Annotated in this window: 19 protein-coding genes; 18 read left to right on the top strand and 1 reads right to left on the bottom strand. The window is 66.7% G+C overall.

Annotated elements, in window-relative coordinates:
• Window positions 1–98: 98 nt before the first annotated feature.
• Complete coding sequence (locus RMP06_RS18520) at window positions 99–563, bottom strand: hypothetical protein (protein ID WP_310463273.1); 465 nt, start codon at window positions 561–563, stop codon at window positions 99–101.
• A gap of 172 nt (window positions 564–735) precedes the next feature.
• Here RMP06_RS18520 and RMP06_RS18515 point away from each other — a divergent pair, with 172 nt between their 5' ends.
• The 18 genes from RMP06_RS18515 to RMP06_RS18430 all read left to right on the top strand — a co-directional run.
• On the top strand, window positions 736–1,104 hold the full coding sequence (locus RMP06_RS18515; protein WP_310463272.1) for a hypothetical protein: 369 nt from the start codon (window positions 736–738) through the stop codon (window positions 1,102–1,104).
• Window position 1,105: 1 nt separating this feature from the next.
• Window positions 1,106–1,417 carry a VpaChn25_0724 family phage protein gene (locus RMP06_RS18510; protein ID WP_310463271.1) on the top strand — a complete coding sequence of 104 codons (312 nt, stop codon included), beginning with the start codon at window positions 1,106–1,108 and terminating at the stop codon, window positions 1,415–1,417.
• A 2-nt stretch (window positions 1,418–1,419) separates the two neighbouring features.
• Complete coding sequence (locus RMP06_RS18505) at window positions 1,420–1,980, top strand: DUF3486 family protein (RefSeq protein ID WP_310463270.1); 561 nt, start codon at window positions 1,420–1,422, stop codon at window positions 1,978–1,980.
• A 77-nt stretch (window positions 1,981–2,057) separates the two neighbouring features.
• The gene (locus RMP06_RS18500; protein WP_310463269.1) at window positions 2,058–2,999 is read left to right on the top strand and encodes a hypothetical protein; all 942 of its coding nucleotides are present in this window, start codon (window positions 2,058–2,060) and stop codon (window positions 2,997–2,999) included.
• Between the two features lie 26 nt (window positions 3,000–3,025).
• Window positions 3,026–3,256, top strand: coding sequence for a hypothetical protein (locus RMP06_RS18495; protein ID WP_310463268.1), 231 nt, complete (start codon window positions 3,026–3,028; stop codon window positions 3,254–3,256).
• Window positions 3,257–3,263: 7 nt separating this feature from the next.
• A complete protein-coding gene (locus tag RMP06_RS18490; protein WP_310463267.1) occupies window positions 3,264–4,907 on the top strand; it encodes a terminase large subunit domain-containing protein in 1,644 nt (547 codons plus the stop codon).
• A gap of 120 nt (window positions 4,908–5,027) precedes the next feature.
• Window positions 5,028–6,707 carry a DUF935 domain-containing protein gene (locus RMP06_RS18485; RefSeq protein ID WP_310463266.1) on the top strand — a complete coding sequence of 560 codons (1,680 nt, stop codon included), beginning with the start codon at window positions 5,028–5,030 and terminating at the stop codon, window positions 6,705–6,707.
• On the top strand, window positions 6,704–6,931 hold the full coding sequence (locus RMP06_RS18480) for a hypothetical protein (protein WP_310463265.1): 228 nt from the start codon (window positions 6,704–6,706) through the stop codon (window positions 6,929–6,931). The genes RMP06_RS18485 and RMP06_RS18480 overlap by 4 nt, the downstream gene beginning before the upstream one ends.
• Before the next feature lie 3 nt (window positions 6,932–6,934).
• Window positions 6,935–7,687, top strand: a complete 753-nt coding sequence (locus tag RMP06_RS18475; protein WP_310463264.1) for a phage head morphogenesis protein — start codon at window positions 6,935–6,937, stop codon at window positions 7,685–7,687.
• 4 nt (window positions 7,688–7,691) lie between these two features.
• Window positions 7,692–8,246 (top strand): phage virion morphogenesis family protein, encoded by a 555-nt coding sequence (locus tag RMP06_RS18470; protein WP_310463263.1) that lies wholly within the window; start codon window positions 7,692–7,694, stop codon window positions 8,244–8,246.
• 56 nt (window positions 8,247–8,302) lie between these two features.
• Window positions 8,303–9,406: a phage protease gene (locus tag RMP06_RS18465; RefSeq protein ID WP_310463262.1), complete on the top strand. Its 1,104-nt coding sequence runs from the start codon at window positions 8,303–8,305 to the stop codon at window positions 9,404–9,406.
• 59 nt (window positions 9,407–9,465) lie between these two features.
• Complete coding sequence (locus RMP06_RS18460; RefSeq protein ID WP_310463261.1) at window positions 9,466–9,876, top strand: hypothetical protein; 411 nt, start codon at window positions 9,466–9,468, stop codon at window positions 9,874–9,876.
• A gap of 55 nt (window positions 9,877–9,931) precedes the next feature.
• A complete protein-coding gene (locus RMP06_RS18455) occupies window positions 9,932–10,816 on the top strand; it encodes a Mu-like prophage major head subunit gpT family protein (protein WP_310463260.1) in 885 nt (294 codons plus the stop codon).
• Between the two features lie 23 nt (window positions 10,817–10,839).
• Window positions 10,840–11,085, top strand: coding sequence for a hypothetical protein (locus RMP06_RS18450; protein WP_310463259.1), 246 nt, complete (start codon window positions 10,840–10,842; stop codon window positions 11,083–11,085).
• Window positions 11,086–11,097: 12 nt separating this feature from the next.
• A complete protein-coding gene (locus tag RMP06_RS18445) occupies window positions 11,098–11,553 on the top strand; it encodes a gp436 family protein (protein ID WP_310463258.1) in 456 nt (151 codons plus the stop codon).
• A 3-nt stretch (window positions 11,554–11,556) separates the two neighbouring features.
• Window positions 11,557–12,009, top strand: a complete 453-nt coding sequence (locus RMP06_RS18440; protein WP_310463257.1) for a phage tail terminator protein — start codon at window positions 11,557–11,559, stop codon at window positions 12,007–12,009.
• Window positions 12,010–12,026: 17 nt separating this feature from the next.
• Window positions 12,027–12,800 (top strand): phage tail tube protein, encoded by a 774-nt coding sequence (locus RMP06_RS18435; protein ID WP_310463256.1) that lies wholly within the window; start codon window positions 12,027–12,029, stop codon window positions 12,798–12,800.
• A gap of 5 nt (window positions 12,801–12,805) precedes the next feature.
• A partial coding sequence (locus tag RMP06_RS18430) for a hypothetical protein (protein ID WP_310463255.1) occupies window positions 12,806–13,269 on the top strand: 464 nt, incomplete at its 3' end.

The following is a 13,269-nucleotide window of genomic DNA, read 5'->3' as shown; positions in this document are numbered from 1 at the left end:
GGCAGGTGGTGGAGTTGCAGGTGCGGGCCGCAGTGCTCAACCGCTTCACCCACTTGGGCACCCCGGTGACGCGGGCTGTGGCGTAACTCCGTCTGGGGTCAGGGGAAACTCAGCCTCGGCTGGGTTATGCAACAAAGCCGTTCGGACTTGGAGATAGCGACACCAGGCATTACCGTCCCGTCCGGCTCATCCGTAAACAATCTACACTCTGGGAATCTGTTTTTTATCTCGGATAGGTTGAATCCGTGACCCGACCCAAGCTCAAACACTTTTTTGACAGTGATTTCAGGTGGTATCAGGTCGGCAATCGCATTTGCTCTGGCACGGTACTTGTCAATCTGCGCCTGAGTGTCAGCTCTCCCAATTTTGGCTACATTACGGTAAGCGCTTCTGTAGTAGTCAGACAGCTTTGTTTCATCAAGCTGCGTGCGATCAATCTGCTTTAGGCCGCACAAACTGCACTTGTAGATATAGCGCCCTCTGTAAATATTCTTAAAATCCTTTGATGCAAATACATATTTTGAAAATACATTTAGCTTTCCGCCATCGATTGCACATTTCATAATTACCTCTCAAGAAATTTAGTAGATTCTATCAGATTGGCTACAGCAGCTCACCATATGGTGGTGAGTATTGACCCTAGGGCGCTCCGACAGCGATGTGTCTCTCCTCGGGTCAACGATCGCTGAATCAGTTCCCCTGTCCCGATAGCACCCCCGCCGGCACCATGCCGGCATGCCACCTTCCATCACCGAACCCAAGTTCCTCCTCGACCTCGCCCAGTGGGTGTTCATGGGCGTCGTCTCGGTGGTGCTCTGGCTGCGCCGTCCCGGCGAGGACGCAGCAGCCGAGTCCAAGAAGGTGCGCGCCCAGCTCTCCGTCGTCTCGCGTGAGCTGACCAACCGCATCGTCCAGCTTGAGCACCACAGCAAGCAGGTGCCCTCGCGCATTGAGCTGGCTGAGCTGGAGGGCGAGGTCAAGACGATTCGAGTGCAGATGGAGGGCCAGAACCAGCAGCTCCTGACGATCCAGCACTCGCTGCATCGCGTCGAGAACTTCCTGCTCGATTCCGCCCGGCGCCACAACTCCAACACCAACTACTGACATGACCGGCCCCGCCATGGACTTCGAGCTGTTCCAGACCCAGGACCGGCGCCTTGTGCTGCTGCGCGCCCTGGAAAACGCCGACGGCTACCAGGCCAACAGCATCCTGCTCGGGCGCTACTGCACCGCCGTCGGGCACCGTGTCAGCGCCGACCGCATGGCGCAGGACATCGCCTGGCTTCGCGAGCAGTCCCTCGTGATGGTGCGCGACCTGGAGGGCCTCAGTGTCGTGACGCTCACCGACCGCGGCCTCGATGTGGCGCTGGGCAACACCCGCGTGCCGGGTGTCGCCCGTCCGCAGCCGGGTTTCTGACCATGCCGCCCGTCCCCAAGATCGCCAAGCTGCCTGAGGAAATCCGGCGCTGGCTGCACGAGACGCTCGTGCAGCGCGCCTTCGGTGACATCGTCAGCGTGACCGAGGAGCTGCAGGAGATGCTGCGCCAGGCGGGCGTGGCCATGTACATCGGCAAGAGCGCCGTGGGTGCCGAGTCGCTCAAGCTCAAGCGGGCCGCCGAGTCGATCCGCGCCACGACCGAAGCGGCTCGCCTGATCGCCGACAGCAGCCGCGACGATGCAGATGCGCGCGGCGAGGCGGCCATGGCGTTAGTCCAGTCCGAGGTATTCGAGCTGCTCCTCCAGGTCCGCGAGGCCGAGACCATCGAAGACCCCGTGGTCCGCCTGGGGCTGATGAGCGAGTCGGCACTGGCGCTCAGCCGACTGAGCCAGGCACGGGTGCGACAGGCCAAGTGGCGTGTCGAGGTCGAGTCCCGTGTCACGGCTGCAGCCGATGCCGTCGCAAAGATTGCCCGCACCGGTGGGCTCCAGCCCGACCAGGTCGCCGAGATCCGCGCCCAGATCCTGGGCATCCCCCGCTGACCGAATGCCTCCTGCAGCATGCCGGCGGTCGTGCTGCAGGACAGGCTTCCAAACACCGCCACGCCCCCGAGGTTGCCATGTCCCCCGTCATCTCCAAGACCATCAACACCGACCTGCCGGTGATCGCCCTCGAACGCCAGCTCAACTTCGATGAGCAGGTGCAGTTCGCTGGTGACATGCTCAAGGCCGTCGAAGACGCACACCTGACGCTGGAGTCCAACGTCAACAACGAGTTCATCGCAGTGCGGGAGATCCTGGAGCGTGTCGCTGTGGCGGCCGACAAGATCGAGCAGTACGAGAAGGATCAGCTCAAGGAGATCCTGGAGCGCCTGGTCAACGATGCGACCGTGCGTCTGCTCATGGCCGCGCTGGGTGTGACCCTGTCGGGCTCCGACTACCAGCTCGCCAGCTCGATCGAGGCATTCGCCTATGCGAGCAACATCGACTCGCTGGGGTGGGAAATCCTCAAGCACCCCGAGACCGGCATGCTGACCGGCGCCAAGCTGACCTTGGTGGATGGCCGCACCGCGCTGTTCACGTTCCAGGGCTCGCAGGTGGGCAACGACTACACCGGCACTTTCGACTGCGTCGATTTCGCGGGCGTGCCGGCATTCTTCTCGGCGCGCTTGCTGCGGCGCGAGAAGTCGTTCGCTTCGTTCAAGACCACGCTGCGCATGGTCCGCTACGAAATCGTCAGCGCCATCAACATCCTGGTGGATCTGACGGGCCGTCTGCGTGCCATGGCTCCCGTGAGCATCAACGTCGATGCGGCCGTCAACCCGCCGTCGGCTCCGGCCCCTGCTCCGACCCCGGACCCGGTGCCAGCCGATCCGGTGGTGACCGAAGAGCCGGCTGCGCCCGCTGATCCGGTGGTGACCGAAGAGCCGGCTACGCCTGCTGATCCGGTGGTGACCGAAGAGCCGGCCGCGCCCGCTGATCCGGTGGTGACCGAAGAGCCGGCCACGCCAGCTGATCCGGCGCCCACCGAAGAGCCGATCGTGACGCAGCTCCCGCTGTGATCGTCTGAGCTGCGCAGGAGCTGCACATGATTCAGTGGCTGAAAAGAATTTTCGGTGGCCGTGACCCTGGCGAGACCGAGCTGGAGGCGGCCGTGATGCCGCTGTCCGGACGGGTCGTGGTGATGTCGGCGACGTGCGACGAGGTGGTCATGCCGGCGAAGGCCCGCGCGATCACCGAGGCCGTGCTGACCCACCGCGCCATGGTCGCGGCGGCCGCAGCCGCTGAATCGGCCCGCAGCCCTGCGCAGACCGAGTGAGTGGGTGATGCGTGCGCCGTCCCGTCGATCCCCGCCGCTGCTGACCAGCGACGCAGCACCTGAGGCCCCGCCGCCGGTGCTGCTGGCTTACCAGCAGGCGTGGATCGCCGACCAGGCGCAGCTCAAGGTCTGGGAAAAGAGCCGCCGCGTTGGCGCGACCTGGGCCGAGGCGGCTGACGCCGTGCTCGGCGCAGTCGCGGAGGGCGGCTCGAACTACTTCTATATCAGCGCGGCCCAGGACATGGCCCGCGAGTTCATCGAAGCCGTGGCGATGTGGGCCAAGGCCTTCAGCTTCGCAGCAAGCACCATCGGCGAAGGCATCTGGGAAGACGATGTGGACCCGGAAGCCGGGCGCCGCTTCATCAAGACCTTCGAGGTCTCGTTCCCCAATGGCCGCCGCGTGCTGGCCCTCAGCTCGCGCCCGACGAACCTGCGCGGCAAGCAGGGCAACATCGGCATCGACGAAGCGGCGTTCGCGCCAGAGCTGCCAGGGCTGCTCAAGGCGGCGATGGCCATGCTGCTGTGGGGCAACAAGGTCCGCATCTGGTCCACGCACGATGGTGCCGAGAACCCGTTCAACGAGCTGATCCAGCAGATCCGCGCTGGCAAGCGTGGTGCGGCCACGGTGCATCGCATCACCTTCGACGATTCCGTCTCACAGGGGCTGTACCGGCGGGTGTGCCTGCGCAAGGGCATCCAGTGGACACAGGAGAGCCAGGACAAGTGGGTCGCCGAGGCCCGTGCCATGTACGGTGACGATGCGGCCGAGGAGTTGGACGTCATCCCGAGCCAGAGCACGGGGGCGTATCTCAGCCTGGCGCTGATCAGCGAGCGCATGGTGCCTGCCTGGTCGCCGGAGCACCCGGACGGCCCGGCGCTGGTGCGCGGCCGCTGGGATGACGGGTTCGCCTACCTGCCCGAGGACGTGCGCCGCTTCGCCATCGTCGGCTGGGTCGCCGAACAACTGCGGCCGCACCTGGCGCGTCTGCACCCCGACCGGCGCCACGGCTTCGGGCAAGACTTCGCGCGGTCGGTGGACCGCAGCGTGATCGTGGTGCTGGAACAAGGCATTGACCTGGTCGAGCGTGTGCGGCTGGTGATCGAGCTGGGAAACTGCCCGTTCAAGAGCCAGGAACAGATCCTGTTCGCCATCGCAGACGCACTGCCCCGGTTCCGCGGCGGCGCGCTCGACGCGACCGGCAACGGCGCAGCGCTGGCCGAGGCCGCGGCGCAGCAGTACGGCACGCAGATGATCGAGCAGGTGAAGCTCAGCGAGGCCTTCTATCTAGCGCACATGCCCAAGCTGAAGTCCGCGCTGCAGGAGGCCACGCTGGTCGGCATCCCCAGAGATGCGGCACTGAGCGATGACCTGCGCGCCATCAAGGTGGTCAAGGGCATCCCCAAGATCCCGCCGGCTGACACCCAGAGCGCCGCAGCCAAGGCAGCAGCAGCCGACGGCGGCAACAAGGACCGCCGGCACGGCGACTTCGCCATCGCGCTGTTCCTGGCGCACTACGCCTTCACCCGCGAGGCGGGCGAGATCGACTACACGCCGCTGCCCGACAAGTCGTCGTACTGGGGCGGATCCGATGACGATGACGACCTTTCGACAGGCATGGGCGCATCCGGTGGGTTCGGTTCGGGCTGGTGATGTGTTCAGTTTCGTTCCTGAACAGCCTTGCAGGGGCTTGAGCGAACCAAGACGGTACATCGGGGCTGCATGGCAGCTCCAGGCGCCCCACGGGGCTGATTCCACTTTCGAGGCCACACCATGATCCTGGACCGCTGGGGCAACCCGATCGACACCGGCGCGCTGCGCGAGCCGCAGACCGAGACCAGTGACAGCGCGCACATCGCCGCGCTGCGCAACGAGTTCGACAACCACCCGGGGCGCAACCTGACGCCTGCCAGGCTGAACGCGATCCTGCGCGCTGCCGAGCAGGGCGACCTGATCCAGCAGCTTGAACTCGCCGACGACATGGAGGAGCGCGACGGCCAGATCTTTTCGGAGCTGGCGAAGCGCAAGGGCGCGGTGGCGATGCTGGACTGGGACATCGAGCCGCCAGACGATGCCTCGCCCGAGGAGCAGGCGCTGGCCGATGAGGTGCGCGGCTGGGTGCAGTCGATCGACCAGTTCGAGGAGGTGGTGCTCATCGAGCTGATGGACGCGGTGCTCAAGGGGTTCAAGGGCATCGAGATGTGGTGGTCGCTGGACCAGCACACGCTGCAGCCGCGCTTTGCCCCGCGGCCGCAGCGGTGGCTGTGCCTTGGCGAGGACCGCAACAGCCTGCGCCTGCGCGACGGCAGCACGCAGCACGGCGTGCCGCTGCAGCCCTACGGCTGGCTGCTGCACGTCCACAACAGCCGAAACGGCTACCTGGCACGCGGCAGTCTGGCGCGGGTGCTGTGCTGGCCATACCTGTTCAAGCACTACGCTGTGCGCGACCTGGCCGAGTTCCTGGAGATCTACGGCCTGCCGATCCGACTGGGCAAGTACCCGTCCGGTGCGAGCGATGCAGAAAAGCGCAAGCTGCTCCAGGCGGTGGCGGGCATCGGGCACAACGCGGGCGGGATCATTCCTCAATCGATGTCGCTGGACCTGCTCGATGCCGCGAGTGGAACCGAGGGACCGTTCCGCACGATGTGGACCGGCATGGACGCCGTCGAGTCGAAGATCATCCTTGGCCAGACCCTGACAAGCAGCGAAGGCCAGAACGGCACGCAGGCGCTGGGCAACGTCCACAACGAGGTGCGCCGCGACATCCTGAAGAGCGATGCGAAGCGGATCGCCGCCACGCTGACGGCACAGCTCATCGCACCGATGGTGCTGATCAACAAGCCAGGCGCCGATCCGCGCCGGCTGCCGCGCTTCGTGCTCGATGTCCAGGAGCCGGAGGACATCGCCCTCTACGCGGAGGCGCTCCCGAAGCTGGCAGCGGCTGGGATGCGGATTGGTGTCAAGGATCTGCACCGCAAGCTGCGCATCGAAATGGCGGACGAGGGAGAGGAGATCCTGGGCGCGCATGCTGCAGCGCCGGCGCCAGCACCAGCACCAGCACCAGCACCAGCACCAGCACCAGCACCAGCACCAGCAGGCCCGCCACCCGGTGTAAAGCCGGCACCTGGTGCAGCGCCGGCGCCGCCCGCACCGCTGGCCGGCCAACTGCCAGCTGCCCCCGCACCGCGTGACGCACTGGACGACCTGGTGGACTCGGCGCTGACTGACTGGGCGCCGGTGATGGGCGGGCTGGTGTCGCCGCTGCTGGCCGAGATCGACAAGGCGCTTGCAGCAGGTGAAACCATGCAGGCATTCCGCGCCAGGCTATCTGGGCTGGGCAAGCAGATGGACAGCGCCGCGCTGACCGAGCGCGTCGCCCGCGCCACCTTCGCCGCCCGCCTGGCCGGTGAGGCGGATCTGGATCTGTCCGGCCGCGAGGAGGTGTGGCCATGAAACTGCTCTGCCTGATTGCCATCGTCGCCGCCCCGCTCGGCGGCTGCGCCTCGTCGGCGCTGCACGAGGTCGCGCAGCGCGCCATGGACGGCTGCCAGGCTGTCCGGCATCTGCGCATCGAGTCGCACGGCCTGACGACTGGATCGGCCGATGTGAGCTGCGATGAGGCCCCGCGCGTGCCGCGCTTCGACGCGCCGGCGCTGACGCTGCCCCGGAGGTACTGACTCATGCCCACCCGCATCCCGCCCGGCTTTCGCCTCGGCGCAGTCCCGCCGCTCGATGCCATCGCGGCCTTTCAGGATCGCAGCCTGCTGGAGACCACCTTCTCCTGGCAGGACATGTGGCAGCAGGAGCACACCCGCGCCTTCACCGTCTCCCGGCTGGCAGAAGAGGCGCTGCTGGCCTTCGTGCGCGACGAGCTGGACGCGGCGATCAGCGCCGGCACCGACTTCAAGGACTGGGCGCAGACCGTCCAGTCGCGGCTGGAGAGCGCTGGGTGGTGGGGTCGCCGCGAGGTCGTCGACACCGCCACCGGCGAGAAGGTGGCCACGACGTTCGACCCACGCCGGCTGCAACTGATTTTCGAGGTGAACACCAGGCAGAGCTACGCCGCGGGCCGCTGGAAGCGCATCGAGCGCAGCAAGGACAAGCTGCCCTTCGTCGTCTACCGGACCATGCACGACGAGCACGTGCGCGTGTCGCACCGGCCGTGGGACGGCGTGGCGCTGCCGGCGGATGACGAGTGGTGGGACACGCACTACCCGCCCTGTGGCTGGAGGTGCCGCTGCACGGCGTTCGCCACCGACGAGCGTGGCCTGGACAAGCTTCGCCGGGCCGGCGTGCCGATCAAGACCACGGCACCGCCGACCGACTGGGTCGAGTTCACGAACAAGCGCACCGGCGAGATGAGCCGTGTGCCGCGCGGCGTGGACCCGGGATTTGGCTACAACCCGGGCAAGGTCCGCCCGACCGGGGCCTGACGAGATGGCAACGCTGACGATCAACATCGACGGCGACGGCAACATCGCCCGGCGCCTGGACGAGGTCATCAGCGCGCTGTCGCACCCGATGCCGATGATGGCGGCCATCGGCGCACGAATCGAAGCGAACATCAACCTGCGCTTCGAGACCAAGACCGATCCGAGCGGTGCGCCGTGGGCGCCGATCAGCCCGCTGACCTCGCAGTTCTATGCGCTGGGCGGTGCGGGTGACCCGGGCGCCGGCAAGCCGAGCAAGGAGCGCTGGGGCGCATTCCGCAAGGGAGAGCTGCAGGCTGAGCTGCCCGGCAGTCTCCTGGAGCGCACTCGCCTGATGCGCCAGAGCCTCGCGCACAATCCAGCCGACTTCAGCGTCGAGATCGGCATGAGCCGGGCCACGCCGGGCGGGAAGTGGCAGATCCCGATGCTCCACGAGTTCGGCACCAGGAGCATGCCCCGCCGTGGGCTGCTGACCGCGGACCCCGAGACCGGGCAACTCGGCACCGAGGACGAGGCCGACGTGCTGGCCGAGATCGAGGATTACCTCTCCGGTGTGCTGTGAGATTCGCTGAATCGGTTCCCATCGAACTGTAGGCGCCCCGCCGGCACGATGCCGGCATGCCTTCCCGCCTTCGCGCCCGCCCCCTTCTTGCCCTGCTGGCTGCCTCGCTGAGCCTCACCGCTGCAGCCGAGGTGCAGTTGCTGCCGGCTGGCAAGTTCTCCGCCCGCGACGGCCGCCCCGGGCCGGGCCAGACATGGACGCTGACCGATGCAAAGGGCCAACAGATCGCTGTGGCGCTGAATGCCCAGTCCGCCCTGACGCGCTTCCTGTTCGACATCGACCACCAGACGATCCGCGCTGAGACCAATGGCCAGCCGGCGCCCGCCGCCGGATGGGCCACCCGATTTGAATGGCGGCGCGGTCAGGGCCTGTACGCGCTCGACGCGACCTGGACCGACCAGGTCCGCGGCTGGATCGAGTCTGGCCAGTACGCCTACATCAGCCCCGTGATCACGTTCGACGCTGCTGGCGCCGTGACCGGTGTGCTCATGGCCGCCATCACCAATTACCCCGCGCTCCTCGGCATGGACCCGCTCGGCGCTGAGCTGTCGGCCCGCCTGCAGGCGCAGTTTTCCCCTGACCACAACCCCACGGAGTCCCGCATGGATCTCGCCCAACTCATCGCCCTGCTGGGCCTGGCCACCGGATCGGACGCCGCCGCCGTGCTCAGCGCCATCACCTCGCTCAAGGTCAAGGCCGAAGCTGCACCTGTGCCGCTCAGCGCCACCATCGCCACCGCCCTCGGCGTGGCACCGACCGCCGACGAGGCCACCGCGCTGACCGCCATCTCCACGCTCAAGGGCGGCACCAGTTCGTCCACCCAGGTGATCGCTGCACTGCAAGGCCAGCTCGCTGCGCTGACCACCAAGCTCAATGGCGATGAGGTCGAGGCACTGGTGGCCACGGCCATGTCCGAGCACAAGCTGCTGCCGATCCAGCGCCAGTGGGCGATCGACACCGGCAAGCGCAACGTCGCCGAGCTGAAGGCATTCCTGGCCGTCGCACCGAAGCTGCTGCCGGGCGTCGGTGGCCAGACGGGTGGCATCGACCCAGGTGACGCGGGCAGCACGGCTGCACTCAGCGCGGCTCAATCGGCCGTGCTGGACAACATGGGTGTGTCGGGTACCGACTACGCCAAGACCTACAGCGCCAAGAAGTAAGCCGAATCGGCTGCGCTACTGCTACCGCCCTCACCGAAACCACCGAACAGGAGCCGCCCATGGCCGCCACCACCACCAACCGCGATACCCGCACCACGGGCTCCCGGACCCGCGTCCTGCCGATGGCTGCGGGCGAGAACATCCCCGCTGGCGTCCTCGTCCAGGTCAATGCCGCCGGCGTGGCCGTCAATGCCGTCGCCACCGCAGCCAACCGCTGTGTGGGCATGAGCCAGTACCCCGCGAGCAATGCGGCCGGCATCGCTGGCGGAAAGATGGTCCAGGTGGACCGGGGGGTGTTCGGCCCGTTCGGCAATTCCGCCGCGGCAGACCAGATCACGCTCGCCGACCTCGGCGCGCCCTGTTACGTCGTGGACAACCAGACCGTCGCCAAGACGAGCAATACCGGCGCCCGGCCGGTGGCTGGCACGGTGTTTGGCGTCGATTCGGCTGGCGTGTGGGTCGAGATCTGATTCCCGCGCAGCAATTCCAGCACCAGCCACCCAACCCATTTTCGGAGCCACAGACATGGACATCAACGCGGGCAACCTGAGCATCCTCAGCCAGGCCATCGACATGCGTTTCAACCGCGGCATGCAGCGCGCCACGACCCCGTGGAACGCCGTCGCCATGGAGATTCCCAGCACCAGCGGCGAGAGCCTCTACCCCTATTTCAAGGACTTGGGCTATATCCGCGAATGGGTGGGTGAGCGCGTGATCCAGAACGTGTCGCAAGACAAGTTCGTCATCCGCAACAAGCCGTTCGAGGAATCCCACGGCATCGACCGCGAAGCGATCGAGGACGATTCCTACGGCATCTACGCGAACATCTTCGAGCAGACCGGGCAGAACGCCGCGAATTTCCCGGGCGACTTGGTCTATTCGACGCTGAAGTCGGGCCTGACGATGCTGGGGCCGGACGGCCAGTACTTCTTCGACACCGACCACCCGGTGCGCAGTGCGGTGGTCTCGAACCACATGGGCGGCACGGGCGAGGCATGGTTCATCGTGGATTCGTCCATGGTGATGAAACCGCTGATCTGGCAGCCGCGCAAGAAGTTCAACCTGGTCAAGCTGTTCAACGAGAACGACGCCAACGTCTTCTTCCAGAAGAAGTACATCTGGGGCGTGGATGGCCGCGGTGCTGCCGGGTTCTCGCCCTGGTGGCAGCTCGCGTTCGCCAGCAAGCAGGCGCTGGACATCGCGTCGCTCAAGGCCACGCTGACAGCCATGTCCTCGCAGATCGGCGAGAGCGGAAAACCGCTGAAGGTCAAGGGCACGCACCTGATCGTGTCGCCCGCGCAGGCTGAAGTCGCCTACGACCTGCTGAACAAGGACACGCTGGCAGGTGGCGAGACGAACACGATGAAGAAGCGCCTCGAACTGGTCGTGGCGCCCGAGCTTCTCGTCTGACACCCAGCCACACGGAGACCCTGATGGCCACGACCAACACCACTCCCGCCACCGATGGCGCCGCCCCCGCAGCATCGGTGCCCGCACCGGCTGCACCGGTCCTGATCAAGGTGCGCAGCGTGTCGCCGGCCGGCACGTTCCGCCGCCTGGGGCGCGAGTTCACGCACCAAGGGGTGACCCTGGCGCAGTCGGCGCTGACTGCCAAGCAGTGGGATCTGCTGGCGCGCGAGCCGATGCTCGTAGTGGCGCAGGTCGCCGCCCCCGCCTGATCGGACGCTGCCGTGTACGCGACCGCTCAGGACTTCATCGACCGCTTCGGCCCCGTCGAGACGCAGCAGCTCACCGACTTCGGTGTGCAGCGGCTCGGCGTGCCGGCGGAGCAGGTGCTGGTGACGGCGCTGGCCGATGCCTCCGCCGAGATCGACGGGTTCCTGATCGGGCGCGTGGCCACGGCGCCGATGCCCTCGCCGCCGGCGGTGCTGCGGGTGTACTGCTGCGACATCACCCGGTACCGGCTGCAGTTCGTGCAGCCGGATCCGCGGGCTGTCGAGGCGTACAAGACCGCGATGGATTACCTGCAGCGCGTGGCGGCCGGCAAGGTGATGCTGGTGGCGCCATCGGCCGCACCGCCCATGCCGGGCGTCGGTGACGTGGCGTTCTTCGTCGGCAACAAGGTCATGGCGCGCGACGTCGGCGGTGACTGCTGTGACGACGGGCCACACCGGTTCTGGGGCTGAGCCATGGCCCGCGCGATCGAGTCGGATTACCTGTTCGTGGCCCAGCCCATCCTGGCCAGGCTGCGCGAGCGCGTGCAGGGCATCCCGCCCGGCGACGTCGTCCAGATCGAAGAAATCGGCCAGGCGGACGGCGGGGCGCGCTCGCCGCTGATCTACGTCCTCTGGGAAGGCGACAAGCTCCCAGCCGAGGATGATGCCAAGGCACTGCAAAGCTCGGTGCAGCAAGTGCATCAGCTCTGGTCAGCGCTGCTCTACGTGCGCAACGCCAGCCAGGTCGATCTCGCGGCACGCAACACCAGCGCTGGGCGCCTGCTCAGCCAGATCCATTTCGCCCTGGCCGGATTCCGCCCCGAGGGCTGTGTCCGGCCGTTCTCTCGTGCGCAGGGCCGCGCGGCGCAGTACCGCACCAACAGCGCGCTGTACCCGCTCACCTTTTCCGTTCCCATCCACCTCTGACATTTGAGGAGCCGACCATGGCCCTGAACCACCTGAAATTCGAGCCGTACTCCGGTGTCGGCGTCGTCAATGCATTCAAGCGCAATGCGACCACCGGCCTGATCGACGCGGCAGGCTACGACTTCGGTGAGTCCACCGTGTTCAAGATCAAGCGGTCGGGCAGCCCAGTCGAGATGAACACCTCTCGGTCGACCGATCGGGGTGTCGCGTTTCGCATGCCTGGCACCAGCAAGATCGACGTCGAGATCAAGTGCAAGACGCTCCCGCCATTCATCGCCGCGTTGATGAACCGCGGCGGATGGTCCGAGCAGACGGCGGCGGCTGCCGTCACCGGCTGGACTGCGCCGGTGGTCGAGGTGGGTCAGGTAATCCTGCTGCCCTCGCGCAACGTCCAGGCGGTGGTGGTGAAGGACAGTGCGGGCAAGGTGCTGCCTCCGGCGCAGTACAGCCTGGATGCTGTCGGCGGGACGATTCGCCCGACCGATCTGACCACGGGCGCGCCGTACACCCAGCCGCTCAAGGTCGACTACACGCCGGGTGCGGTCAAGGTGATGTCTGCGCTCGCCGGATCGACGGCGGACGAATACCAGCTCGTGTTCAACGGCGTGAACGCCTACAACTCGGTCGCCAAGTCGGTGAGCTGCTGGCGCGCCCGATTCGGATTCGAGGGCGAGCAGGACTTCATCATGGAGCAGTACGGCGAGTACACGATCTCGGCCGCGCTGCTCAAGGATTCGAATCGTCAGGCCACGGATGTCGGCGGCCAGTACTACGCGATCTACGAGGCATGAGCGGCATGAAGACCCCGACCGACATCCAGTTCGTCGCGCCGCTGAACATCGTCCTGCCGATCGCTCCCGGCGAGGAACTGGGCGCAGGCACCCTCACCATCAGCCCGCTGCGGGTCGGCCAGGCACTGCGCCTGCTCGGCACCATCAGCAGCCTGATCGGTGAGCTGTCGTCGGCACCGCCCGCGGTGCTGATGGCCTTCGCTGCTGGGGGCATGGGCACGGACCAGGACCGCATGCTGATCGGCGCCTGGGCGATCGACCTGCTGGCGCGCCGCGGCGATGACGTGCTGCAGATCGTCAGCGTGGCCACGGGCTGGAGCCGGGCCGAACTGGAGGGACTGCTGCCGGATCGGCTGATCGCCATCGTGCTGGCCGTGATCGAGGTGAACGCAGATTTTTTCTCCCGGAGCGCGCCCCTGATCAAGGTGCTGGGCGCGCGCGACGGGCTGCCGTGGAACACCGCAGCAGC

Source organism: Sphaerotilus sp. (assembly GCF_031429695.1).
GTDB lineage: Bacteria > Pseudomonadota > Gammaproteobacteria > Burkholderiales > Burkholderiaceae_C > Sphaerotilus.
Note: the sequence above shows the minus strand (reverse complement) of the source record. Positions and strands in the feature narration are given on the sequence as shown.